The organism is Amycolatopsis rubida (assembly GCF_900115345.1).
GTDB lineage: Bacteria > Actinomycetota > Actinomycetes > Mycobacteriales > Pseudonocardiaceae > Amycolatopsis > Amycolatopsis rubida.
Map to the genome: position 1 here is coordinate 193,981 of NZ_FOWC01000007.1, position 22,364 is coordinate 216,344.

Annotated in this window: 26 protein-coding genes and 1 pseudogene; 11 read left to right on the top strand and 16 right to left on the bottom strand. The window is 70.1% G+C overall.

What is annotated here, in order from left to right:
* Nucleotides 1-8: 8 nt before the first annotated feature.
* A complete protein-coding gene (locus BM362_RS26105; protein ID WP_037806192.1) occupies nt 9-776 on the top strand; it encodes a polyprenol monophosphomannose synthase in 768 nt (255 codons plus the stop codon).
* A 3-nt stretch (nt 777-779) separates the two neighbouring features.
* Here the strand turns inward: BM362_RS26105 and BM362_RS50330 are convergent, their stop codons facing one another.
* The 3 genes from BM362_RS50330 to BM362_RS26120 all read right to left on the bottom strand — a co-directional run bounded on the left by BM362_RS50330 (nt 780) and on the right by BM362_RS26120 (nt 2,760).
* A complete protein-coding gene (locus tag BM362_RS50330; RefSeq protein WP_093574938.1) occupies nt 780-1,862 on the bottom strand; it encodes an SRPBCC domain-containing protein in 1,083 nt (360 codons plus the stop codon).
* Complete coding sequence (locus tag BM362_RS26115; protein ID WP_067583439.1) at nt 1,859-2,203, bottom strand: ArsR/SmtB family transcription factor; 345 nt, start codon at nt 2,201-2,203, stop codon at nt 1,859-1,861. Before BM362_RS26115 ends, BM362_RS50330 begins: the two co-directional genes overlap by 4 nt.
* Nucleotides 2,204-2,283: 80 nt before the next feature.
* Nucleotides 2,284-2,760 carry a winged helix-turn-helix transcriptional regulator gene (locus tag BM362_RS26120; RefSeq protein ID WP_093574939.1) on the bottom strand — a complete coding sequence of 159 codons (477 nt, stop codon included), beginning with the start codon at nt 2,758-2,760 and terminating at the stop codon, nt 2,284-2,286.
* A gap of 49 nt (nt 2,761-2,809) precedes the next feature.
* On the opposite strand from BM362_RS26120, the gene BM362_RS26125 reads away from it, so the two are divergent.
* Nucleotides 2,810-3,973 (top strand): MFS transporter, encoded by a 1,164-nt coding sequence (locus BM362_RS26125; RefSeq protein ID WP_093574940.1) that lies wholly within the window; start codon nt 2,810-2,812, stop codon nt 3,971-3,973.
* A gap of 98 nt (nt 3,974-4,071) precedes the next feature.
* On the opposite strand, the gene BM362_RS26130 is transcribed toward BM362_RS26125, so the two are convergent.
* From BM362_RS26130 to BM362_RS26140, 3 genes are all read right to left on the bottom strand, one after another.
* Entirely contained in the window at nt 4,072-4,419 is a 348-nt protein-coding gene (locus tag BM362_RS26130) for an RNA polymerase-binding protein RbpA (RefSeq protein ID WP_009078445.1), read from the bottom strand.
* Nucleotides 4,420-4,645: 226 nt separating this feature from the next.
* Nucleotides 4,646-5,407 (bottom strand): thymidine kinase, encoded by a 762-nt coding sequence (locus BM362_RS26135; protein ID WP_208865342.1) that lies wholly within the window; start codon nt 5,405-5,407, stop codon nt 4,646-4,648.
* A 22-nt stretch (nt 5,408-5,429) separates the two neighbouring features.
* Nucleotides 5,430-6,830, bottom strand: coding sequence for an MFS transporter (locus tag BM362_RS26140; RefSeq protein ID WP_067583428.1), 1,401 nt, complete (start codon nt 6,828-6,830; stop codon nt 5,430-5,432).
* A 250-nt stretch (nt 6,831-7,080) separates the two neighbouring features.
* Between BM362_RS26140 and BM362_RS26145 the strand changes: the two genes are divergently transcribed.
* Nucleotides 7,081-7,785 (top strand): transglycosylase family protein, encoded by a 705-nt coding sequence (locus BM362_RS26145; RefSeq protein ID WP_067588646.1) that lies wholly within the window; start codon nt 7,081-7,083, stop codon nt 7,783-7,785.
* Here BM362_RS26145 and BM362_RS26150 read toward each other — a convergent pair.
* Together BM362_RS26150 and BM362_RS26155 are read right to left on the bottom strand one after the other, a co-directional pair.
* On the bottom strand, nt 7,718-8,716 hold the full coding sequence (locus BM362_RS26150) for a helix-turn-helix transcriptional regulator (RefSeq protein WP_067588648.1): 999 nt from the start codon (nt 8,714-8,716) through the stop codon (nt 7,718-7,720). The genes BM362_RS26145 and BM362_RS26150 overlap by 68 nt on opposite strands.
* A gap of 40 nt (nt 8,717-8,756) precedes the next feature.
* Nucleotides 8,757-9,533, bottom strand: coding sequence for a glycerophosphodiester phosphodiesterase family protein (locus BM362_RS26155; RefSeq protein WP_093574941.1), 777 nt, complete (start codon nt 9,531-9,533; stop codon nt 8,757-8,759).
* A gap of 66 nt (nt 9,534-9,599) precedes the next feature.
* On the opposite strand from BM362_RS26155, the gene BM362_RS26160 reads away from it, so the two are divergent.
* The gene (locus tag BM362_RS26160) at nt 9,600-9,980 is read left to right on the top strand and encodes a hypothetical protein (protein ID WP_067588650.1); all 381 of its coding nucleotides are present in this window, start codon (nt 9,600-9,602) and stop codon (nt 9,978-9,980) included.
* Between the two features lie 492 nt (nt 9,981-10,472).
* Here the strand turns inward: BM362_RS26160 and BM362_RS50020 are convergent.
* The 5 genes and pseudogenes from BM362_RS50020 to BM362_RS50340 all read right to left on the bottom strand — a co-directional run.
* Nucleotides 10,473-10,670: pseudogene (locus tag BM362_RS50020) on the bottom strand (tetratricopeptide repeat protein); the annotation flags it as partial.
* A 291-nt stretch (nt 10,671-10,961) separates the two neighbouring features.
* Nucleotides 10,962-11,426, bottom strand: a complete 465-nt coding sequence (locus tag BM362_RS26175) for an SRPBCC family protein (protein ID WP_208865343.1) — start codon at nt 11,424-11,426, stop codon at nt 10,962-10,964.
* Nucleotides 11,427-11,430: 4 nt separating this feature from the next.
* Nucleotides 11,431-12,456 carry a tyrosine-type recombinase/integrase gene (locus BM362_RS26180; protein ID WP_093574944.1) on the bottom strand — a complete coding sequence of 342 codons (1,026 nt, stop codon included), beginning with the start codon at nt 12,454-12,456 and terminating at the stop codon, nt 11,431-11,433.
* Between the two features lie 713 nt (nt 12,457-13,169).
* Nucleotides 13,170-13,523: an SDR family NAD(P)-dependent oxidoreductase gene (locus tag BM362_RS50335; RefSeq protein ID WP_342029818.1), complete on the bottom strand. Its 354-nt coding sequence runs from the start codon at nt 13,521-13,523 to the stop codon at nt 13,170-13,172.
* Between the two features lie 85 nt (nt 13,524-13,608).
* Complete coding sequence (locus BM362_RS50340; RefSeq protein ID WP_342029819.1) at nt 13,609-13,866, bottom strand: SDR family NAD(P)-dependent oxidoreductase; 258 nt, start codon at nt 13,864-13,866, stop codon at nt 13,609-13,611.
* Between the two features lie 125 nt (nt 13,867-13,991).
* On the opposite strand from BM362_RS50340, the gene BM362_RS26190 reads away from it, so the two are divergent.
* A complete protein-coding gene (locus BM362_RS26190; RefSeq protein WP_208865344.1) occupies nt 13,992-14,504 on the top strand; it encodes a hypothetical protein in 513 nt (170 codons plus the stop codon).
* Here BM362_RS26190 and BM362_RS26195 read toward each other — a convergent pair.
* A complete protein-coding gene (locus tag BM362_RS26195; RefSeq protein WP_093574945.1) occupies nt 14,501-15,367 on the bottom strand; it encodes an LLM class flavin-dependent oxidoreductase in 867 nt (288 codons plus the stop codon). The two genes, BM362_RS26190 and BM362_RS26195, sit on opposite strands and share 4 nt — an antisense overlap.
* A 126-nt stretch (nt 15,368-15,493) precedes the next feature.
* Between BM362_RS26195 and BM362_RS26200 the strand changes: the two genes are divergently transcribed.
* The 5 genes from BM362_RS26200 (at nt 15,494) to rox (ending at nt 20,529) form a co-directional block, all read left to right on the top strand.
* Nucleotides 15,494-15,982 carry an AAA family ATPase gene (locus BM362_RS26200; RefSeq protein ID WP_093575103.1) on the top strand — a complete coding sequence of 163 codons (489 nt, stop codon included), beginning with the start codon at nt 15,494-15,496 and terminating at the stop codon, nt 15,980-15,982.
* 40 nt (nt 15,983-16,022) lie between these two features.
* Nucleotides 16,023-16,628 (top strand): TetR/AcrR family transcriptional regulator, encoded by a 606-nt coding sequence (locus BM362_RS26205; RefSeq protein ID WP_093574946.1) that lies wholly within the window; start codon nt 16,023-16,025, stop codon nt 16,626-16,628.
* Nucleotides 16,612-18,228 carry an acyl-CoA dehydrogenase family protein gene (locus BM362_RS26210; RefSeq protein ID WP_093574947.1) on the top strand — a complete coding sequence of 539 codons (1,617 nt, stop codon included), beginning with the start codon at nt 16,612-16,614 and terminating at the stop codon, nt 18,226-18,228. Before BM362_RS26205 ends, BM362_RS26210 begins: the two co-directional genes overlap by 17 nt.
* A gap of 52 nt (nt 18,229-18,280) precedes the next feature.
* Complete coding sequence (locus BM362_RS26215; RefSeq protein ID WP_093574948.1) at nt 18,281-18,925, top strand: class I SAM-dependent DNA methyltransferase; 645 nt, start codon at nt 18,281-18,283, stop codon at nt 18,923-18,925.
* A 176-nt stretch (nt 18,926-19,101) separates the two neighbouring features.
* Nucleotides 19,102-20,529, top strand: coding sequence for a rifampin monooxygenase (rox, locus tag BM362_RS26220; protein WP_093574949.1), 1,428 nt, complete (start codon nt 19,102-19,104; stop codon nt 20,527-20,529).
* A 57-nt stretch (nt 20,530-20,586) separates the two neighbouring features.
* Here the strand turns inward: rox and BM362_RS26225 are convergent, their stop codons facing one another.
* Both BM362_RS26225 and BM362_RS26230 read right to left on the bottom strand, forming a co-directional pair.
* The gene (locus BM362_RS26225; RefSeq protein ID WP_093574950.1) at nt 20,587-21,363 is read right to left on the bottom strand and encodes a PE-PPE domain-containing protein; all 777 of its coding nucleotides are present in this window, start codon (nt 21,361-21,363) and stop codon (nt 20,587-20,589) included.
* A gap of 182 nt (nt 21,364-21,545) precedes the next feature.
* Nucleotides 21,546-21,920, bottom strand: coding sequence for a fumarylacetoacetate hydrolase family protein (locus tag BM362_RS26230; RefSeq protein WP_425285732.1), 375 nt, complete (start codon nt 21,918-21,920; stop codon nt 21,546-21,548).
* A 27-nt stretch (nt 21,921-21,947) separates the two neighbouring features.
* Here BM362_RS26230 and BM362_RS26235 point away from each other — a divergent pair, with 27 nt between their 5' ends.
* Complete coding sequence (locus tag BM362_RS26235; RefSeq protein WP_093575104.1) at nt 21,948-22,334, top strand: TetR-like C-terminal domain-containing protein; 387 nt, start codon at nt 21,948-21,950, stop codon at nt 22,332-22,334.
* The last annotated feature ends 30 nt before the right edge of the window (nt 22,335-22,364 follow it).

The following is a 22,364-nucleotide window of genomic DNA, read 5'->3' on the forward strand; positions in this document are numbered from 1 at the left end:
GGACACGGATGGCGCAGGCGCCGCGGGGGGCCGAAACGATCGAACCGGTGCTGGTGGTGATCCCGACCTACAACGAGCGGGACAACCTCGGCCCGGTGCTGGACCGGCTCCACAAGGCACTCCCGGACGTCGATGTGCTCGTCGTCGACGACGGCAGCCCGGACGGCACCGGCGAGCTGGCCGACGAGCGCGCGGCCGCGGACAAGCGGGTGCACGTGCTGCACCGCACCGCGAAGGAAGGCCTCGGCAAGGCCTACATCGCCGGGTTCCATTGGGGGATGGAGCGCGGCTACGCGACGTTCGTGGAGATGGACGCCGACGGCTCGCACGCCCCGGAGGACCTGCCCCGGCTGCTGGACGCGGTCGGCGACGCGGACCTGTCGATCGGGTCGCGGTACGTGCCCGGCGGCAGCACGGTGAACTGGCCGCTGCGCCGGACGCTGCTCTCGCGCGGGGCGAACCTGTACTCGCGGATCGCGCTGGGGATCAAGGTCGCGGACATGACCGCCGGGTTCCGCGCGTACCGCCGTCCGGTGCTGGAGAAGCTGGCGCTGAACGAGGTCGCCTCGCACGGCTACTGCTTCCAGATCGACCTCACGCGCCGCACCGCGGACGCCGGGTTCGACATCGTCGAGGTGCCGATCACCTTCACCGACCGGGAGATCGGCGTGTCGAAGATGAGCGGCGGCATCATGTCCGAGGCGTTCTTCCGGGTCGCGGAGTGGGGCGTGCAGCGCCGCCTGGCCCAGCTGAAGAAGCTGCTGGGCCGAGGCTGACCGCTACTTGAGCACGCGGTAGGTGAGGTGTTCGGCGCCCGGCGTCGACACCGCACCGAGCGGTTCCAGCCGCACCGTTGCGGGATTTCCCTCGGGGAACAGCGGGGTTCCGCCGCCGAGGACGATCGGGGCGAGGTGGATCCGCAGCACGTCCGCCAGCCCGGCGTGCAGGACCTGCGAAGCGATCGACCCGCCGCCGATCACCATGACGTCCTTGCCGCCCGCGGCCGCGCGAGCCTGGGCGAGCGCGTTCTCGATGCCGCCGGTGGCGAACCGGAACCGCTCGCCCAGCCGGATCTTCTCCGGACCGGCGTGCGTGACGACGAACACCGGCGGCGCGGGGATCCGGTCCTCGCCCTCGCCGTACCCGTCCTCGTCGGCCCAGCCGTTCGGGCCGTCCACGACGTCGAACATGGTGCGGCCCATGACGACCGCGCCGGTCTCGATGAACGAGCGGTGCAGGATCTCCGCATCGCGCGGCGTCGGGTCGGACACCCACGCGTGCAGCGGTTCGCCGCCGGCGCCGAGCCCGTGCTCGGGATCGGCGCCCGGTCCGGTGACATAGCCGTCCAGCGACATCGAGATGTCCACGACGACCCGGCTCGCGCCCGGCCGCTCCGCGTCGCGCGCGAGTTCGTCGAGCCGGTCCATCGAATCGCGGATCCCGCGTTCCATCCCGCTCGCGACCATCGCGTCGCGGGCCTCGACACTCGGGAACACCGACCGGGTCCGCAGCCGCGTCCGGCCGTCGACGTCTTCGAAAGTCAGGGTTTCCAGGCTGACGCTGCCCGACGCGCCCTCGTACTCGAAGGTCTGGACGATTCGCTCGTTTCTCTCGACGGCGTGGAACACGCCGCGGAAAACGTGCTCGCTGCCGTCGGTGTCGACGTGCGCGTAGCGGTACGCCCCGCCGGAGTGCGCGGCGAACTCGTGGATCCGCATCTCGACGTCGCGCGGACCGAGCCAGCGGGTCAGCAGATCGGGGTCGGTGCAGGCGCGGAAGAGCTGCCCGGGCGACGCGTCGAAATCGCGGACGATCTCGATGAACGGGCTGCCGGGCTGGGCGGTGATGGTGGTCGGGTTCATCGGTCCTGCTCCTTGGTTTCTTCGAGGACGGCGTCGAGGCGGCGGAACTCGCGTTCGCGGGTCAGCCGGTAGGCGTCGATCCAGCTGGTCAGCTCTTCGAGAGCGGCGGCGTTCAGATGACACGGGCGGCGCTGTCCGTCCCGGCTGCGCGTGATGAGCCCGGCCGCCTCCAGCACCTGGACGTGCCGCGACACGGCTTGTTTCGTCACCGGGAACGGCTCGGCCAGCTCGTTCACCGTTGCTTCGCCGCGCGACAGCCGGGCGATCAGCGCTCGCCGGATCGGGTCGCCCAGCGCGGTGAAGGCCCGGTCCAGCCGGTCCTCGACGTTGTCAACGGACATCTTTATCAACCGATCTCTTTATCAATCAGTTCGTTGACTATATGCCCGCCGCGTCGTCCGGGCAAGAGGCGCAGCGGGATTCAGTTCTTGCGCACCGAGGTCGTCTCGACGTCGGCTGCCGCGCCGTTCGCCGCGACCGGTTTGAGCGGCGGGATCGGCTGACCGGTCGCGTCGACCAGCACGGAGTGGTCCTCGCCGGGGGAGAAGGCATGCCGCTCGCCCCACTGCCGAAGCGCGACGACGACGGTGAACAGGTCGCGTCCGGCCAGCGTGAGCGAGTAGACCTGCCGTTTGCCCGATTCCGCGGTCTGCCGGTCGAGGACGCCGCGCTCGACGAGACGGCGGAGCCGGTCGGTGAGGATGTTGCGCGCGATGCCGGTGCGCTGCTGGAAGTCGGTGAACGAGCGCGCGCCGTCCATCGCGTCGCGGACGATCAGCAGGCTCCACCGGTCGCCGACGAGGTCAAGGGTGCGGGCCACCGGACACGACGGGTCGGTCCAGGCCGGGGTGCCGTCCACGCTCGCGCGCCTCCTCGATGAGTTGCTCTTTGAAACCATTCTGCCGTACGGTGAGATTAGTTGCAATTCGCTACTCATTGGGGGAGTCATGGGCCGCACCACGGGCCGCCGGACGGTGTTCGCCGCGGTGTGCGCGGTGGCCGTCGCGAGCATTTACGCCGCTCAGCCGGTTCTGGCCGAGATCGGCACGGACCTGGGCCTGCCGGGCACCGGACTGGGCTGGATCGTCGCCGCCGGACAGCTCGGCTACCTCGCCGGTCTCGCCGCGCTCGTCCCGCTGGGCGACCTCGTCGACCGGCGCAAACTCATCGCTGTGCACCTGCTGCTGACCGCCGTCGGGGCCGCCTTGGCCGCAGTCGCGACCCAAACCTGGCTGCTGCTGACCGGACTCGTGCTCGCGGGCCTGTTCGCAGTGGTCGTGCAGACGACAGTCGCCTACGCCGCCGCGCTGTCCACTCCGGAGGAACGCGGCCGCACCCTCGGCGTCGTGACGTCCGGAGTGGTCATCGGCATCCTCGGCGCCCGCGTGGCCGCCGGGGCGCTGGCCGAACTGCGGGGGTGGCGCAGCGTCTACGTCGCGCTCGCGGTGCTGCTGGTGACGCTCGCCGGTCTCGTGCTGAAGACGATGCCGCCGGATCCGCGTCCCGAGGGCACGACGTACCGGCAGGTGCTGAACTCGCTCGGCGGGCTGTTCCGCGAGCCGCTGTTCCTCTCGCGGGGGCTGATCGCGTTCTTCCTGTTCGCGTCGTTCGGCGCGCTGTGGAGCGGCCTGTCGCTGCCGCTCGCCGAGGAGCCGTGGAACTTGGGCACCGCGCAGATCGGCCTGTTCGGACTGGTCGGCCTCGCGGGTGCACTGGGCGCCGCCCGTGCCGGACACTGGGCCGACCGGGGACGCGCGAGCCTCGTCACCGGCGGGGCGCTGGTCCTGCTGGCGGTGTCCTGGCTGGCGATCGGGCAGCCGTCGCTGTGGTTGCTCGGACTGGGCGTGCTGGTGCTCGATTTCGCCGTGCAGGCGGTGCATGTCAGCAATCAGCACCTGCTCACCGCGGCGCATCCGGACCGCACCAGCAGCGTCATCGGCGGGTACATGATCTTCTACTCGCTCGGCTCCGCGCTGGGCGCGGCCGCGACGACCGCCGCGTTCGCCAGGGCGGGCTGGGCCGGCTCCGCCGTGCTGGGCGCGGCGTTCGCCGGGTGCGCGTTCGCGGTGTGGGCCACTGCCCGGCGGCGGACGCACACCAGAGCAGAGTGAACCGGCCCCCCTGCGCAGGGGACGCGAAACGGCCCCCGCGTGGGGAGGTCGCGGGGGCCGTTCCTGTTCGGTGGTGGGAGCCAGCTACTGGCCGAGGCTCAAGCGGACCGGCTGGTCCGGCGTCCCTTGAGCTCGGCGAGACGTTCGTTCAGCAGGTCCTCGAGCTCGGGGATGGAGCGGCGCTCCAGCAGCATGTCCCAGTGGGTCCTGGGGGGCTTGACCTTTTTTTGCTCGGGCTGCCCGCCGTCGACGATCTCGGATTCACTGCCGTGCAGGCGGCACTCCCACACCGTCGGGATCTCGGCGTCGTCGGAGAACGGCACCTCGAACTCGTGGTTCTTGGGGCAGGAGTAGCGCACGGTACGGCGCGGAGCGAGGTCGTGATTGCGGTCGGTCTCGTAGCTGACCGCTCCCAGCCGGCTTCCACGGAGAACACGGTCGGCCATAGTGGGATTCCTTTCAGTCAGCTCCGGGTGGAGCCAGGGTGATGCTCACCCTATGCAACGAACGAGGCATCCGAGGGATTCCCGGCACACCATGTCGCTGCTCACGATGAGCTGCGTCACCCGTGGTCTTCAGCTTCCTCCAGAGGGAGTCCTTTCGCCCTCTGACGTGACGCGGATACCGCCTTCTTAGTGCGGATATCCCCCAGTCGGGCTAGTTAGGTTAGCTCTAGGACAACCGTAACTGACCGTGCTGGGCGGCAGCGGGTCCCAGATCCCCTGAGCGGAAGTGGCGACGGCACAGTACCTGATAACGGACCGTGACCATTTCGGCATCAGACCGTGCTGCAGCTGAAGATTCAACTACGGAGTGTTCGGTATCTGCCACCACAACGGTGTCTCCGTCACGCAGAATCACGTCGTCGCGGACCCGCGCGTTGAACCGGCCGGGCAGCCCGCACCAGCAGAGCACCTCGACCTGGACCGGCTGGAGCTCGTCGGCGATCTCGAACAGCCGGGCGGCCCCGGGGAACAGCCTGCTGCGGAAATCCGTCGCGATCCCGAAGCAGTACACGTCGATGCCGGCCTCGTCGGCGAGTTCGGCGAGCTGGTCGACCTGGACGGAGGAGAGGAACTGCGCCTCGTCCACGATCACGTAGTCCACGTGCTGCCCGCGCGCCCACTGCTCGCGCACCAGATCCCGCAGGTCGGTGCCGGTCGCGACCTCGGTCGCCCGCCGCGCGATGCCGATCCGGCTGGTGATCTGCGGCGCACCGGACCGGTCGTGGCGGACCAGCACGAGACCGCGCCGGCCCTGGCGCGCATGGTTGTGGTCGATCTGCAGGGCGAGCGTCGACTTCCCGCAGTCCATCGGGCCGTAGCAGAACTTCAGCCGTCCCCGGGCCGGACCGTTGCGCCGGGCCCCGGCAGGCGGGGCCGCGGAAAGCGCGTCGGTGGGGTCGTCGAGCACAACGTCGTCTGCGGCGGTCACGACGACCGACCCTATCTGGGCCTCACAGCACCTCCGGCGGACGGTTGCCGGCGGCCGCGATCGCGCGCCGCACCGGCACCAGCGCGACGAACACGAACCCGAGCACGAAGAACACCACGAGCGCGATGATCGCCAGCCGGAACGACCCGGTCGCCTGCCCGACGCCGGCGAACACCAGCGGCCCGAGCCACGACGTGCCCTTCTCGCCCACGACGTAAAGCGAGTAGTACTGCGCGTCCTTCCCGGCCGGGATCATCTGGCTGAACAGCGACCTGGCCAGTGCGTTCGTCCCGCCCAGCACGAGCCCGATGCCGATCGCCACGGCGAAGAACTGCAACGGCTGCCTCGGCTGCACGAAGTACGCCCCGCCGAGGACCACGACCCACAGCACGAGGCTGACCAGGATCGTCCGCTTCGCGCCGAGGCGTCGCGCGAGCAGGCCGTGCAGGACGCCGCCCGCGTAGGCGAGGAACTGGATCACCAGCACCGTGATGATCAACACCTCGTCGGAGAACCGCAGCTCGTCCTTCCCGTACTGCGCCGAGACCGTGACGACGGTGTTTATCCCGTCCGCGAAGAGCAGGTAGCTGCCGAGGAAGGCGAGCGTGAGCGGATACGCCTTCGCTTCGCCGAGCGTCTGGCGCAACTCGCGGAAACCGGCCCGCAGCACCGAGACGCCGCGCGCGGTCGCGGTCGGCACGTGGCTGCGGGGGAGACGGCGCAGTGTCGGGATGGTGAAAACGGCCCACCAGATCCCCGAGGTCAGGAAGCAGATCCGCACCGCGAGGCCGGTGTCGATGCCGAGGGACTCGCGGCTGAGGTAGAAGGCGAGCTGCAGCGCGAGCGCGAGCCCGCCGCCGAGATAGCCGAACGCCCAGCCCTTGGCCGAAACGTCGTCGCGCTCGTCCGGCGTCGCGATGTCCACCAGGAACGAGTAGTAGACGACCAGCGAACCGCCGTAGCCGATGTTCGCGAGGATGAACAGCCCCGCGCCCAGCTGCCAGTCCGAACCGGCCATGAAGAACATCAGCGCCGAGGCCACCGCGCCGAGCACGGCGAACCCGCCGAGGATCTTGCGCTTGTTACGGCTGCGGTCAGCCACCGCGCCCGCGATCGGCAGCACCAGAACCTGCACGATCGTCGCCACCGACAGCAGGTAGCCCCACAGCGAACCGGCGGGGAAGTGGAGCCCGAACAGCGACACGTCGCAGTGGTTGAGCTTGTCGTCCGCTCCGGACGCGTTGAGACAAGCCCTGTCCCCGTTAAGGGTGATGTTCTGCTTCGCGTCCGCCGCTGCGACGGTGCTCATGTACAGCGCCCCGAACACCGTCGTGACCGACGAATAGAACGGCGAGTTGGCCCAGTCGTAGAAGTACCAGCCCCACCGTTCCCGCTTGCTGTCCCGGGTCTCGGCCAGCGTCATCCACGACTCCTCGAATCAGTGCGAATCTCCAGGTCGCGCCGGACATTACTGCCGCGAAGGCAACGGGTACCGCCGAAGGGGGCAAACCGTGTCCGGTTCGTCGCCTCCGTGTTCCGCCACGCCGGGCGGCGGAACACGCGACACGCCGGGCCGCGCGTGTCGCTACCGGGATATCCGGGCGTGTCATGTGAGACTGCTAGGCGTGGTGTGACTCTTGTGGTCCATGAGGCGCGTGCTTAGTGTGCGTGACATGACCAACCGCGTTCGCACTGCCAGACGGGCCGCCGCCAGAGCCTTGCTGCTCGTGGTCGCCGTCCTCGGCATGGAACTCGTCGTCACCGGCGCCGCCTCCGCGGACCCCGCCTCGAGCACCTGGGCCAAGCTCCGCATGTGCGAGTCGAGCGGCCGCTACTCGATCAACACCGGCAACGGCTACTACGGCGCCTACCAGTTCGATCTCCCCACCTGGCGCAGCGTCGGCGGCCAGGGCCGCCCCGACCAGGCCAGCCCCCGCGAGCAGGACTACCGCGCGCTCTACCTGTACCGGATGCGCGGCTGGCAGCCCTGGGAATGCGGCGGCATGCTCGGCCTCGCCAACGACGGCGACGCCCGCAGCAAGCGCGTCCCCTCCTGGGAAGAGGCCGCCTACATCGGCGGCGGGGGACAGCCGACCCCGCCCGCACCCAAGCCGCAGCCCGCCCCGCCGCCGGGACCGCCCGGCGCGACCCCCGCGTGGCCCGGCCTCGTCTACGCCTACGGCGACTGCGCGCCCGCGCTGCGCACGTTCCAGCTGCGGATGAACGCCTTCGGCTACGGCTTCAGCGGCACCGGCTGCTACTACGACAAGACCCGCACCGCGGTCCTCGACCTGCAGCGCGCCAACGGCATCAACGATTCGGGCCGGCTCGGTCCGAAGACGTGGAAGGCCGCGTGGGAAGGGAAGGCTCCGCGCTGACCCGCCCCGCCTCGGCGTAGCGCGCGGCGAGCTGCCCGAACGCTTCCTTCAGTTCGGCCGGGCCGACGACTTCGACGTCGGCGTCGACCCGGCCGAACGAGGCGGCCAGCCCGCGCCACGACCAAGCACCGAGGCTCACCCGGCACCGGTCCGGCCCGAGCGCCTCGACGACGCCGTCGGCCAGGTAGCTCGCCGCTTCCGTCGCCGGGAGACGCAGGATCACCTCGCCGCGGCAGGGCCATTCGCCGGACAGATCCGTCCCGCGGAACCGCGCGGCCACGAACGCGGCGACGTCGGACAGCCCGCGCTCGGCGAACCTCGGCCCGGTGGGCGTACGCGGCGTGATCCGGTCCGCGCGGAAGATGCGCCAGTCCTCGCGATCGAGATCCCACGCGACGAGATACCAGCGCTGGCCCCAGGTGACGAGATGATGCGGCTCGACGCGCCGGGGCGGGGTATCCGCCGGGGCGTAGTCGAACCGCAGCACCTCCCGCGCACGCACGGCAGCGCTGAGCGCGACGAGAGTGTGCGGATCCGCCCTGGGCGCCGGACGTTCGACAGCGGTGAAGCTCAAGGCGTCCACCCGATGCCGCAGCCGCGCGGGCATCACCTGCCGCACGGTCTGCAACGCCCGCTTGGCCGCCTCCTCGATCCCAGCCCCGGTCGCCGCCTGCAACGCGATCGCCAGCGCGACAGCCTGGTCGTCGTCGAACAGCAACGGAGGAAGCTGCGCACCGGCGTCCAGCCGGTAACCGCCGTCCGGTCCCTTCGTCGTGACGATCGGATAGCCGAGCTCGCGCAACCGATCAACGTCCCGGCGCACCGTGCGCGGACTGACCTCCAGCCGCTCGGCCAGCAGCGCACCCGGCCAGTCCCGCCGGGCCTGAAGCAACGAAAGCAGCGACAACAGCCGCGCGGAGGTCTTCGGCACGTCGTCGATCCTGCCTGCGGTAGCGGTCAGATCCTGTCCGCTACTTCCACGCATCCCGCTCCCGCAACACCTCGCGCAGCAGGTCGGGCCGGTCGGTGACGATGCCGTGCACGCCGAGATCGAGCAGCATCCGCATCTCGTCCGCGTCGTCGATCGTCCACGTGTGCACCTCGAACCCGCGCCGCACCGCCGACTTCACGAACGCCTGGTCGACCACCTTCAACGGCCCCTGCCGCACCGGGACCTGCGCGAGCCAGCCCGCTGCGAACCGGCTGATCTGCAGCAGCGGAGCCCAGCCGTTCGCCCACAACAGGAACGCCGACCGCGGCCCCATCGCGGTCAGCAGCTTCGGCCCGGCCAACCGCCGCAGCCGAGCCAGCCGCGAGTCCGAAAAGGACGCCGCGGCGACCCGCTCCACCGCGCCGGTCCGCTGCAGCGTCCGCACGAACGGGACCACCGCGCTGTCGGCCTTCACGTCGATGTTGAGAAACGCGTCCGGCAGCTCCTCAAGCAGATCCTCCAGCCGCGACAACGGCGCCCGGCCGTCGATCTTGACGTCCTTGAGCTGCGCCCAGGTCTGGGTCGCGATCGCTCCGCGCCCGTCGGTCGTGCGATCGAGCGTCGCGTCGTGATGGACCACCACCACCCCGTCGGAAGTGGCGTGCACGTCGGTTTCGAGGTAGCGGTACCCCTCGGCGGCCGCGCGCTGGAAGGCCGGCAGCGAATTCTCCAGCCCCTCCAGGTCGCCGATGTGCCAGCCGCGGTGGGCGAAGGCGCGGGGAAGCGAGTCGGCGAGGTACGGAAACGGTGGACGCATGCTTCCAGTCTGCGCCATCGGTGTGGCCCCGTCGCGAGAACGTGATGGACAGCTAGAGTCCGCCGGGTGAGGGAACTGGCCGAACACGCCCTGACCGGCGACGAACGCGTCGTGCCGCGCCGCACGAACGCCCCGAAACACTGCGGCTGGTGCGGACGCCGCCTGCCTGAAGCTGGCAACGTCGGACGCCGCAGGCGCTACTGCGGGCAGTCCTGCCGCCAGCGCGCCTACGAACGCCGGACCGCCCTGCAGCGCAGCGGCCTGCCCGAGGACGCGGTCGTGCTGTCGGACACCGAGATCGCCGCCTTGCAGGACCGGCTCTTCCAGCTGCGGTGCGCCGCCGAAGACATCGTGACCGCTGCTCAGGACGGCGCGTCGGCGGGCGAACTCCGGCAGCTCGCGGAGGAGATCGCCACGGCGGCGAAGGATCTCGAACAGCTTCGCTGAGGTTTTCCTTGCCGGGAAAAGCGGCTCCTGACCTGCTGCCTATTTATGCCCATTGACACAAGCGCCGCTGGCACCCCGGCGTTCCCGCCATGGACCGACCCCGCGGCCCCGGCTCGTCGCCTGGATCTCCCCGGAGGAGAAGAAGGCGCTGAAACACGGTGCCGGTCCTCGCCGCGGGAAACACCGATGTCGCGGAATGACCGGATGGCGAGCACCCCTGCGAGGCGCTAGGGCCGCGGATCCAAGGGAATCCGCTGGCGCTGCCGGATCACTTGTGCGTGCCGTTCGACTTCCAAGCGCCCGCGGCGCTGGACGCCCCGCGCAGCTACCAGGGACTGCGCGAGCGGAGGGAATCGCGTTCCACCACCCGGACGGGCGGCGGGCGAAGACCAAACGCAAGGACTTCCCTCAGAGCGCGGCCTGAGCAACTCCGGCAGGCGGTTGCCGTCGAGGACTACGCCCGGGGGAGAGAGGTCTGCGCGCAACTGGACATGCTCGGTCGGCCCGGAGCGAAGGCATCGCCGACGTGGGCGGAGCGCCATCTGCCGGACGCAACTCCGAACGCGCCTCATGCGGATCAAGCGCAGTCGTCGTAGCGAGCACACCAGCAGCCGGGTCATCCGTGTCGACCTGCGGAATCGGCAGCCCGGCGACAACCTCGCCAGCATCCGGCAGCGGCACCCGCTCACCCTGCGTGCCCGATCACCGTGCGGTGCTCCGCTCGGTCCGGCGTTGGTTTCCCGCGCACCGGACCGACCTGCACGCGGCCGGACGCAGGACAGTCCCGCCGCGTGAGCGGGGTGATTCAGGCGCGCCGGATACAGGGGATTGGCAGCCGATCCCCACACACCCCGCAGCCCCGGACACATCCAGCGAGCGAGAAAGAATCGGGACAGCGTCCGCGCGACTCGTTCTCACCGGGCCACCGCATCCGGAGCACAACCGGCTCCGAGGCGGCCCCGCGGCTGCCGGAAACCCCGCCTACGACTGCGGAAGTTCCGCCGCTTTCGCCAGGTTCCCCAGCGACGCCGCAAGCTTCTCCGCCGTCATGGATCGAGCGCGGGCGTTCCGCATCGTGTCTTCGGGATCGAGGTTCGACCAGTCGTAGGTGTGCGTCACCTCCGTACGCGTCGCGCCCAGCGGGTTCAGCTCCCAGCGCCACAAATGCCCCGGAGGCTTCTGCCCCGGTTCCGCCGGACGCCACGCCACCCGGCGCGCCTCCTCGAACTCCACGATGTGGTTCTCCCGGACCCAGCCGTTCGTGAGCGTCGTGGCGAACACGTCGCCGACCGCGTGGACGCGCTGGCCCGGCTCCGACTCGGCGAGGTTGTCGTTGCCTTCCCAGCGGGGCTGCTGCGCCGGGTCGGCGATCAGCTCGAAAATCCGCTCGGCGGGGGCCGCGATCTCACGGCTGGCGCGCACGACGCGCGAGGGTTCGTCAGTCACGCGCTCATGCAATCACATCGGCCTCCCGTGCAGTGCCCTCTCGCGAAGCATCGTCCCGAGCCAATCCGTTGAGCGCCCGGTAGGTCCGGTTGCTCGCCGCGGCCGCTCGCTGTTCCCGTCCGGTCGCTTCGATGTAGTTCTGGCTCGTCGCCAGGCTCGCGTGCCCCAGCAAGGACATGATCTCCGACGCGGTGGCGCCGTCTTCGGCCAGCCGCGTGGCGAAGGTGTGCCGCAAAGCGTGCAGATTCGCGCCCGTCGGCACCCGGTCGTGCAGGCCCGCCCATCGGTAGCACGATTTCACCAGGTACTCCAGCGCACCGCGGCCGATCGGATCGCCCGCCCGGTCCCGCAGCAGCGGGTCGCTCGCCGGGAACCGTTGCCGGGGGAACCGCCGGCGGCACGAAGCCTGGTAGTCCTCGATCAGTTTCGCCATCGCCGGTTGCACCGGGATCGACCGGTCCCGGCTGCCCTTGCCGTGGACGTGCAGCCGCAGCTCGCCGTCTCGTCCGACGACCGATCGCGGGGTGAGCGCGCGCATTTCCGCTGCCCGCAGGCCTGCTACCAGTCCCAGCGCCAGGACCAGCACGTCCCGCTCCGGCCAGGGATCCCGTGCGCGCCGGGCGCCATCGGCCGCCGCAGTGAGCAGTTGCTCGGGAGTTTCCTCGCCTCGCAACGGTTTCGGCGTGAGCGGGGGAGTCTTGGGTCGTGCGACGGCTCCCATCGGATTGCCCGGGAGCAGTCCGTCCGACACGCAGAAGGTGAGGAACTGGTTCCACGTCGACCACGCACGCAACACCGAGCTTTTCGCGTGGTTGTCGGCAAACGCGCCGAAGGCAGCCCGCAGCACCGGCGCTGTCAGCTCTTCGACGCCCACCTCGTCGCGACCCAGCTCCGCCAGCAGGAGAGCGGTGATCCCGGCGAGATCGCGCCGATAGGCGGCAGTGGTGTGCGGCGAGTCCTTGCGCGGCCGCCGTGCCGCGAAGAACGCTTGCTGTGCCTCGGAAACGAGCATACTGATCTTGTACCGCACAGCACCGACAATTTCGACGCTACCCGTTGTCTGATATATGATGCATAATAGCGATTATGCATGAAACATGGCTGCGGGAGGGGTTCTGCCGAGTTCGAGAAGGGGCTGAATCCCCTTGGGGGACAGCGCTTTCCGATTGGCCGGTTCGAGTCCTGAACCGTCCTGCGCAGCCCGGAAAGTCAGTGCTCGAACCGGCTTCGGCAGCTTGAACTCTGGCTCCGGGCTGGATCAGCGACGCGTTCATCTGGTCGAGTGGATCTTCAGGCTGCCTGAGTCAGTGTCGGCGCGTTCGGAAAAGTTGTTGCGCTCCAGCCTCAATGTCCTGCCAGTCGTGCTTAATTCGTCACGGTGACGAATTAAGCACGACTGGGACGACGGCTCCCGTCGGGGATCTCGGATTGCGCTCCGAAGGAACCGCCTCAAGGCCTGGTCGGACAGGTCGGCCAACGACGTGCTCCGAGGAGACGCCAGCCGACTGCCCAAGGCTTGCCGAACACGTGCAGAGGCAAGTCGCAAGACCGCATCGGAGCGCTCAGGAAGCCTCTCCTCAACCCGCTGATCAGCAGGTCGGCCAAACGCCGATAATGTACATTATGTCAAGTAAGCGGTGAGACCGCGCCCAGACCCACTCGCCCGGGTGCCGAACCACACAGCCGGGGCCTGACCCGTGACAGAGGTCCCGGGAGGCAACCCTCGGTCGTTGCCGACCATGCTCACCAAGCCAGCGGGCCGTCGATGTCCGTGTACGTGCCAGTCGGTCCGTCGGTACCGAGCCGCGCCATCCGGACGATGATCTCCGCGCCCTGCTCGACCGGCTGGCCTCCGCGGCGGCCGTTGATGTCTGTCCGGGTGTAGCCAGGCTCGACGGCGTTGATGCGAATCCCCGGGAACGCCTTGGCGTACTTAATGGTCACCATGTTCACCGCTGCCGCGGATGCCGGGTATGCCATGCCGCGGTACGCGTACTGGCGTGTCTCCTGGTCGGTCATCCTGCCCAGCGAACCGAGCGCGCTGCTCACGTTCACCACGACCGGCGCGGACGATCGCTGCAGGAGCGGCAAAAACACGTGCAATACCCGGACGACGCCGACGACGTTTCCCGCATCAGGTCGGCACTAGTGTCCGCCGCGCCGACCGGTTCCCCATCGCTCTTCAGTTCGACGGCGATACCCGCGTTGTTGACGAGGACGTCCAGTCCCCTTCGGCCTCGACGGTTTTCGCTGCGGCGAGAACCGATGCGTCGTCGGTGACGTCGAGCTGAACAGTCCGTGCGCCGAGTTCTCTCGCGGCTTGTTGGCCGCGGGCGGCGTCACGAGCGCCGACGTAGACGGTGTGTCCGGCAGCGACCAGGCGGCGGGCGGTTTCGTAGCCGAGTCCTTTGGTGGCACCGGTGATGAGCGTTGTGGTCATGGCGGCGAACGTAGGTGCTGGAGCGCGGGCCAGGGCAAGCGTCCGGTGGCAGGATGGGCGGATGCCGTTGCCTGAGCCGACGACGCACGACTCCTGAGCACTTGCGGTTGATCCGGGAGAACCCGGTGCGGTACGCGCCGACCGGAATGTGTCATCTGATTCTGGAGGTGCTCGCTTACGCCGCGGACGAGGCCGAGGATCGGGGCGCGGGCCGGGCGGTCGTCGAATTTCACCCGGACGGTTCGGTTTCTGTCTCGGACGACGGGCGTGGGACGCAGATGGCAGCCAGCGATGACGGGCGGCCGGTGCGGAAGCCGGTGATGGCGACGAAAGACCTCCGGTACTTCGATTCTCCGCCCGCTACTCCCATCCCGGACGGGCGTCCGCGGTACGGGATGTCGGTGGTCGCGGCGTTGAGCGAGTGGTTGGTGCACACGAACCGCCGGGCCGAGGGCGCGTGGACGCAGCGGTATCGCCACGGCGTTCCGGCTGGCGAGCTGGTTGCGGTGCCGTCAGCCGGGACTACCGGGACGACTGTCCGTTTCCATTCGGTGGAAGGGTTGGGCGGCGAGGTGTCCGCGGAGTCGGTGCGGCCGTTGGCGGACCGGGTGAGCCGGGTGCTGGTGGTCGAGGTCTAGTCCACTCCCCTTGGCGGGCCTTGGCTGATGCGGCGCAGGGTGGGTTCGAGGCGGTCGATATCGCTGGTAGTGCTCAGCTGTCGTTCGTCCCACCAGGTCACGCCGGCTTCGGCGAGCGGGGCGATCAGGTCGCGGGCTCGGGCGGGATCGCCTGGGGTGCGGCCGCCGACGACGAAGTCGAACTTCTCCCCCGCGCCGCTCTTTCGAGCGTAGGACACGACGTCGCGGACGTCTTCGGCGGCCGGGACGACGCCGTGGGTGGCGTTTTTGAACAGCGGCGCGATGCCGTCCCAGCGTGCGGCGCGGCGTACTGGTCTGCGGTTGGGCCACACGGCGGCCAGCCAGACGGGTGGGCGCGGCTGCTGGACGGTGGCGGGCAGGAGGGTGACGTCGCGGGCTTGGTAGTGCTTGCCGTCGTGGTTGACGGGGTTTCCGGACCAGTATCGGTCGAGCAGGCCGAGGCTTTCGTCAAGACGTTCGGCGAGGACGACCGGGTCGGTGGGTTCGCCGAAGCTGCCGAATTCGTCCTGGATCGGTCCGCCGAGGCCGGCACCGAAGATGACGCGTCCGCCGCTGAGGGCGTCGAGGGTGGCGACCTGGCGGGCGAGGTGCTCGGGACGGCGGCGGGGCACCGCGGTGACCAGCGTGCCGAGCTTGAGCGTGGAGGTCGCGAGCGCGGCCGCGGTCAGCAGCATCCAGGGATCGCCGAACGGCTGGCCGCGGCGGGTTTCCTTGTCGTGGACGACGTGGTCCCAGAGGAACAGTGCGTCCCAGCCTTCTTGTTCGGCCGCTGCCGCCACTCTCGCTACGGTCCGGGCGTCGGCGAAGTCGCCGAAGTTCGGGATGTTGATCGAGAAGCGCATACCGGGCATGGTCCCGGCGGAAGCGCTGGCGCGGCAAGCGAATAAGCCCGGCCCGCGCGTTTTCGGGGTGGCAGGATCGTCCCCGTGCTGGGCTACGAGCAGGTCGGATCGCCTGACAGTCTCCTGATGATCATCAGGGGTCCGAGCGGCGCGGGGAAGTCGTCCGTGGCGGATGCGGTGCGCCGACGGCATGGACGCGGGATGGCTGTACTCGGCCAGGATCTCATGCGGCGAGAACTGCTGTGGGAGAAGAAAGACCTCCCCGGCGGCCTGGCCCCGGGCTTCATCGCGCATTCGGCGGGGTTTCTGCTCAACGCGGGTGCGCCGGTCATCGTCGAGGGCATCCTGAGCGCTGCCTCCTGTGGCCCCGCGCTGCGGGAGCTGATTGCCGCACACCGAGGCAGGACGCTGGTGTACTTCCTGCGGACGGAGCTGGCCGAGACGTTCGCTCGCCACGCCACCCGGCCGGAGGCCGCGCAGTTCACGACCGCCGACATGGCCTCGTGGTTCGAGCCTGACGATCGGCTCGGCGTCCCCGGCGAGGTCGTGATCCCGCAGACCTCTCGCCTCCCCCGCACGGTCGACCGGATCTGTCGCGACGCCCGGATCCGATGACCGTTGACTCAAGTTGTGAATCGGTGGTTCACTTCTTGCCGTGGCCTACCGCAGAACGCCCAAAGTCCAGGAGCGGCTCGACGCGCTCCGGGACACCATCCTCGACGCCACCGTGCAGCAGCTCGCCGAGCACGGCTACTCCGGCTGCTCGGTAGCCGCCGTCGCGGAGAGGGCGGGCGTTGCCGTGGGCACGGTGTACCGCCACTTCCCCACCAAGGCCGATCTGGTCGTGCGCGTCTTCCGGCAGGTCGTGTCGCGCGAGGTCGAGGCCGTGCGGTCGGCGGCGGCGGGGCCGGCCGATCCGGTGGCGCGCGTCGTGGCGGTGTTCGAGACGTTCGCGGTGCGGGCGTTGAAGGCGCCGCGGCTGGCGTATGCGCTGCTGGCCGAGCCGGTGGACGCGGTGATCGACGCCGAGCGGCTCGAGTTCCGGCGGGTTTTCCGTGACGTCGTGGCCGAGCACGTCGCCGAAGGCGTGCGGACCGGGGTGTTGCCCGCGCAGGACGCGGCGGTCAGTGCGGCGGCCTTGGTCGGCGCCGCGGCAGAGGTGTTGATCGGCCCGCTGACCAGCGGCGGGTCGGCGGAGGTCAGCGAGTTGAGCACGTTCGTCGTGCGGTCACTGGGAGGTTCGGATGCCCGCAACGCATGAGGTCGTCAATCAGGTTCCGCCGCTGGAGCACGACGTCGCGGCCGATCCGGCGCTGGCGGAGGCGGTCGGGCGCACCGAGGCGTCGTGGGTCGTCGGCGAGCTGCACGAGCTGGGGCGGCTGGCGGGCAGCGAGCAGGTGCAGGAGTGGAGCCGGCTGGTCAACGAGAACGAGCCGGTGCTGCGCACGCACGACCGTTTCGGGCACCGGGTCGACGAGGTCGAGTTCCATCCGCATTGGCACGACCTGATGAATGTCGCGGTGTCGCACGGGCTGCAGGCCGCGCCGTGGCGGGACGAGCGGCCGGGGGCGCACGCGGCGCGGGCGGCGAAATTCTACGTCTGGAGCCAGTCCGAGGCCGGGCACACCTGCCCGATTTCGATGACGTACGCGGCGGTTCCGGCGTTGCGCGCCAATCCGGAGCTGACCGAGAAGTACGAGCCGCTGCTGGCGTCGACCGAGTACGACTTCGGGTTGCGCGAGCCGGGCACGAAGCGCGGGCTGATCGCGGGCATGTCGATGACCGAGAAGCAGGGCGGTTCGGATGTCCGCGCCAACACCACCGCCGCGCGGCCCGCCGGTGACGGCAGCTATCGGCTGGTCGGGCACAAGTGGTTCACCAGCGCGCCGATGTCGGACCTGTTCCTCACGCTCGCGCAGGCGCCCGGCGGGCTGTCCTGCTTCCTGCTCCCCCGGGTGCTCCCGGACGGCAGCCGGAACCCGATCCGGTTGCAGCGGTTGAAGGACAAGCTCGGCAACCGGTCGAACGCGTCGTCGGAGATCGAGTACGACGACGCGGTGGGCTGGCTCGTCGGCGAGGAGGGCCGCGGGGTCCGGACGATCATCGAGATGGTCAACAACACCCGGCTCGACTGCGCGCTCGGCAGTTCGTCGGGGATGCGGCTGGGCGCGGTCCGCGCGGTGCACCACGCGACGCACCGGTACGCGTTCGGCAAGGCGCTCGCGGACCAGCCGCTGATGGCGAATGTGCTGGCAGACCTGGTGATCGAGGCGGAAGCGGCGGTGGCGGCGTCGATGCGGCTCGCGGCGGCGGGCGACCGGCGCGACGACGAGCAGGAGCAGGCGTTCCGCCGTCTCGGGCTCGCGGTGACCAAGTACTGGGTGTGCAAGCGGGCTCCGATGCACGCGGCCGAGGCGCTGGAATGCTTGGGCGGCAACGGGTACGTCGAGGAATCGGGCATGCCGCGGCTGTACCGGGAGGCACCGCTGATGTCGATCTGGGAGGGGTCGGGCAACGTCGCCGCGCTCGACGCGTTGCGCGCGATGGGACGGCAGCCGGAGTCGGTGGCCGCGTTCTTCGCCGAGGTCGAGCAGGCCGCGGGCGCGGACGCGCGGCTCGACGACGCGGTCGACCGGCTCAAGAAGGATCTGTCCGATGTGGACGATCTGGAGTTCAGGGCGCGCCGCGTCGTCGAGACGATGGCGTTGGTGCTGCAGGGTTCGCTGCTCGTGCGGCACGCGCCGCGCGCGGTGGCGGACGCGTTCTGCGGCACGCGGTTCGGCGGCGACTGGGGCCTGGCTTTCGGCACTTTGCCCGCTGGAACCGACACTTCCGCGATCATCGCCCGCGCTCGCGGCTAGTCCGCGCGTTTCGCCGGACAGGCCGCGGCGGCGAGGGCTACTGTCCCTGCCCGTGACCGAACCTGTTTACGTAACCGAGACGCGCAGCGCGTACGACACCGTCGCCGAGTCGTACGCCGAAATGCTGAAGGATTTCCTCGAGTCGAGCACGTGGGACCGGACGATGCTCGGCGCGTTCGCGGAGCTGACCGGCGAGGGACCGGTGGGCGACCTCGGCTGCGGGCCCGGCCGTCTCACCGGGTACCTCGCCTCGCTGGGCTTGGACGTCTTCGGCGTCGACCTGTCGCCCACGATGGTCGAGGTCGCCCGCCGGACGCATCCGCACCTGCGCTTCGCGGTCGGCTCGCTCGCCGCGCTGGACATCGCCGACGGCTCGCTCGCCGGGGCGCTCGCGTGGTATTCGCTGATCCACACGCCGCCTGAGGAACTTCCGGTGCTGGCCAAGGAACTCGCGCGGGTGCTGCGGCCCGGCGGCTGGCTGCTGACCGCGTTCCAGGTGGGCGACAACCAGCGTCGCCGCATCGAAAACGCCTACGGCCACGACATCGCGGCCGACGCGTACCGGCTGGATCCGGACTTCGTCGCGCAGTTGCTGGCCGACGCCGGTTTCGTGGTGGACGCGCGTCTGGTGCGCAAGCCGGGCCCGAGCTACGAGGCGACGGACCAGGCGTACCTGATGGCCCGCAAGGAGGGCTGAGGAAAGTCCACTGGGGACAGAAGGGGGCAAGGACTTCTCCCCGCCCCCTTCACCTTATAGCGCACCCCGGGGCTTGCGGCAAGGCCCGGGTGGTGCTCCACAATCGTCCGCCGGAGCCTCTGCCTGCGGAAACGCCGCCGGCGGGAATCGGCTCCGGTACAGGGGAAGAAAAGTTCATGGCGGACGTGATCGTGGTGGGGGCCGGGCCGGCGGGCGTCATGCTGGCCGCGGAGCTGCGGCTGCACGGGGTGCGCGTGGTCGTGCTGGAAAAGGACGCGGAACCGCCGGAGTACGTGCGCGCGCTGGGGATGCACTCGCGCAGCATGGAGGTCTTGGACCAGCGGGGGATGCTGGAGCCGTTCCTCGCCGCGGGTTCGACGCACCCGGCCGGGGGTTTCTTCGCGGGGATCACGCGCCCCGCTCCGGAACGGCTGGACACCTCGCATCCGTACGTGCTGGGGCTTCCGCAGCCGATCACCGACCGGCTGCTGGCCGAGCACGCGGTCAAGGCGGGCGCGGAGATCCGGCGCGGATGCGAGGTCGTGGGGCTGAGCCAGGACGAGGACGGGGTGACGGTCGCGCTGGCCGACGGCAGCGAACTGCGGGCGCGCTACCTGGTCGGCTGCGACGGCGGGCGGAGCACGGTGCGCAAGGCGCTCGGCGTCGCGTTCCCGGGCGAGCCCGCACGGCGTGAAGTGCTGCTGGGCGAAATGGAGGCGACCGCGGATCCCGCCGAAATCACCGCGCTGGTGATGGAAATCCGCAAAACGCAGCTGTGGTTCGGGGTCGGGCCGCTGCGCGACGGGATGTTCCGCGTGGTCGTGCCCGCGGCCGGAGTCGTCGAGGACCGACAGCCGCGGGCGCCGACGCTGGACGAGGTCAAACACCAGCTGCGCGAGTACGCCGGAACGGACTTCGGCGTCCACTCCCCTCGCTGGCTCTCGCGGTTCGGGGACGCGACCCGGCAGGCCGAGCACTACCGCGTCGGCCGGGTGCTGCTCGCCGGGGACGCGGCGCACGTCCACCCGCCGCTGGGCGGGCAGGGGCTCAACCTCGGGATCCAGGACGCGTTCAACCTCGGCTGGAAGCTCGCCGCCGAGGTCAACGGCTGGGCTCCGGAGGGACTGCTCGACACCTACGAGGCCGAACGGCACCCGGTCGCGGACGCAGTGCTGGACAACGTCCGCGCGCAGGCCGTGGTGATGTCGCCCGACCCGGACGGGCGCGCCGTGCGGCGGCTGATGACCGAGCTGATGGCCTTCGAGGAGGTCAACCGGCTGCTGCTGGAGAAGGTGCTCGCGCTCGACATCCGCTACGACTTCGGCGACGGGCACCGGCTGCTGGGGCGGCGGATGCCGGACCTGGCGCTCAGGCGAGGACGGCTGTACGAGCTGACGCACCAGGGCCGCGGGCTGCTGCTGGACCAGAACGGGCGGCTTTCGGCCGAAGGCTGGGCGGACCGGGTCGACCGGGTCGTGGACGTGAGCGAGGACCTCGACGTGCCGGCCGCGCTGCTGCGACCGGACGGGCACGTGGTCTGGACCGGCGAGGATCAGCGGGAGCTGGAGCAGCGCTTGTTGCACTGGTTCGGCGCGAAGCGATGAGGACGTAGCCGGGCGGGTTTCCCGGCTGCCCTGGGGGTGCCGGGAAACCCGCCGCGGTCAGGGATGCACCGGACCGCCCCAGCAGTCCTGTTTGCCCAGCCGCACGGACGTGCTGGTGTAGACGCCGTCGGCGATGGTGTCCTGCATGATCGACCGCTGGTCCGTCGGGCGCGGCCACTGGTAGCACCAGTGCTGGGCGAAGTAGCCGCCCGCCGCCTGGATCGGGTCGAAATCGCAGATCCCGTCGGTCTGGATGCAGTAGCGGATGGACCGGACGCCGGCGAAGTCCGGGCGGCCCGCGCCGAAGGACACGTATCCGCCGAACGGCGAGGGCAGGCCGGTGCCCGGCGGGAGCGTCGCGCTGATCCCGGTTCCGGCCGGGCCGGGCGGCTGCATCGGGTCGGCGAAGAGTTTGGCGCTGAACCTGGCCTTGTCGACGCCGAGCCGGCCGTCGGCGATGTCGTTGAGGACCAGGTTCGCCACGATCGCGCCCTGGGAGTAGCCGACGACGGTGAACTCGGCGTCCGGGTTCTCGCGGTAGGCGTCCTGGACGACCTGGCGGCCGCGGTCGTGTCCGATCGCGACGCTCTGGTCCATCGGCGTCTGGTCGCAGTTGGGCGCGCCGGCGGCTCCGGCGGGATAGTCCACGACCCGGGCGATGCCGCCTCGCAGCCACTCCGGATGGTAGACCGACGCCTTCCCGTCGCAGGTGCCGCCGATCAGGAGGTAGTAGTGCGCGCCGTCGGCGGATGCCGGTGTGGCGCTGGCGAATCCCGCGCCGAGCGTGGCGACGACCGCGCCGATCAGCGCGATCCTCCTGGCTTTCTTCCTCATCGGGTCCCCTCCGCGTCGAATGGTCAGCACGTTACTGAACGCGTTCGGAACGCTACGGAGGAGCGATGAAATCCTGCTGAAAGCATGATCGCCCACGAGCCGGGCGTTCGCGGATGCCGCTGGCCGGGCGGCATCGGCACCGGATCCGAGTCCACCGGATCGGGTGACCCGCCGCGAATGCCTCAAGCCGGGCTGCTCCCCCGGCGTGTGCGGCGGGCAGGGGGAACGTCGTGCAGAGGCGGGCCCGCGACCACGGTGTCGCGGACGGTGCCGATCCCGTGCACGGTCATGCGGACGGTGTCGCCGATGCGCAGCGGCGGCGGTTGCCGGTCGCCGTGCCATCCCCACAGTTCGGCGAGGCAGCCGCTGCCGCAGATTCCGGAGCCGAGCACGTCGCCAGGCCGGACCCAGGCGCCGCGGCTGGCGTAGGCGAAGGTCCAGGCCATGGTGGCGAGCGTGTCGCCGCCGACGCGGGTGTCGTTGACGAAGACCTCCATGGCGAGGTCGTACCGGCCGTCGCTTTCGCGGTCGGCCAGTTCGTCCGGGGTGACCAGCACGGGGCCGAGAGTGCCGAACAGCTTCCGGTGCCCGACAGCGGGACTTTGCGCGACGATCTGCTCGTCTACGCCACCTCGCTCGCGAAATACCTGACCTCGCCCGCAGGCAACGCCCTCGATCGAACGTTGGCCTCCGCCGGCGACGACCCGATCACCCAGCAGCTGCGCGACCAGTACTGGGACGCCCGCTACGCCCAGCCCGGCCAGATCGCCGCGCGGGCGATCAAGCGCGGAGAGCTGCCCGAGGCCACCGATCCGCGTTTTGTGCTGGAGCTGCTTGTCGCGCCGCTGCACTTCAGAATCGTGCTCACCCGCGAGCCGCTCGATCCGGACCTGCCCGCACGCATCGTCGACGCCCTCCTCCACGGCCTGCTCCCGGCCGCCGACGGCCCGCCGAGGTCACGGCTCTCCTGAGGCGCCATGTGACCCGTGCGGGCAGGGCGA

Coding starts and splice junctions, on each gene's coding strand:
- BM362_RS26105 (WP_037806192.1), top strand. CDS start 9: ATGGCGCAGGCGCCGCGGGGGGCCGAAACGATCGAACCGGTGCTGGTG.
- BM362_RS50330 (WP_093574938.1), bottom strand. CDS start 1,862: ATGAACCCGACCACCATCACCGCCCAGCCCGGCAGCCCGTTCATCGAG.
- BM362_RS26115 (WP_067583439.1), bottom strand. CDS start 2,203: ATGTCCGTTGACAACGTCGAGGACCGGCTGGACCGGGCCTTCACCGCG.
- BM362_RS26120 (WP_093574939.1), bottom strand. CDS start 2,760: ATGGTTTCAAAGAGCAACTCATCGAGGAGGCGCGCGAGCGTGGACGGC.
- BM362_RS26125 (WP_093574940.1), top strand. CDS start 2,810: ATGGGCCGCACCACGGGCCGCCGGACGGTGTTCGCCGCGGTGTGCGCG.
- BM362_RS26130 (WP_009078445.1), bottom strand. CDS start 4,419: ATGGCCGACCGTGTTCTCCGTGGAAGCCGGCTGGGAGCGGTCAGCTAC.
- BM362_RS26140 (WP_067583428.1), bottom strand. CDS start 6,830: ATGACGCTGGCCGAGACCCGGGACAGCAAGCGGGAACGGTGGGGCTGG.
- BM362_RS26145 (WP_067588646.1), top strand. CDS start 7,081: ATGACCAACCGCGTTCGCACTGCCAGACGGGCCGCCGCCAGAGCCTTG.
- BM362_RS26155 (WP_093574941.1), bottom strand. CDS start 9,533: ATGCGTCCACCGTTTCCGTACCTCGCCGACTCGCTTCCCCGCGCCTTC.
- BM362_RS50340 (WP_342029819.1), bottom strand. CDS start 13,866: ATGACCACAACGCTCATCACCGGTGCCACCAAAGGACTCGGCTACGAA.
- BM362_RS26195 (WP_093574945.1), bottom strand. CDS start 15,367: ATGCGCTTCTCGATCAACATCCCGAACTTCGGCGACTTCGCCGACGCC.
- BM362_RS26200 (WP_093575103.1), top strand. CDS start 15,494: ATGATCATCAGGGGTCCGAGCGGCGCGGGGAAGTCGTCCGTGGCGGAT.
- BM362_RS26210 (WP_093574947.1), top strand. CDS start 16,612: ATGCCCGCAACGCATGAGGTCGTCAATCAGGTTCCGCCGCTGGAGCAC.
- rox (WP_093574949.1), top strand. CDS start 19,102: ATGGCGGACGTGATCGTGGTGGGGGCCGGGCCGGCGGGCGTCATGCTG.
- BM362_RS26225 (WP_093574950.1), bottom strand. CDS start 21,363: ATGAGGAAGAAAGCCAGGAGGATCGCGCTGATCGGCGCGGTCGTCGCC.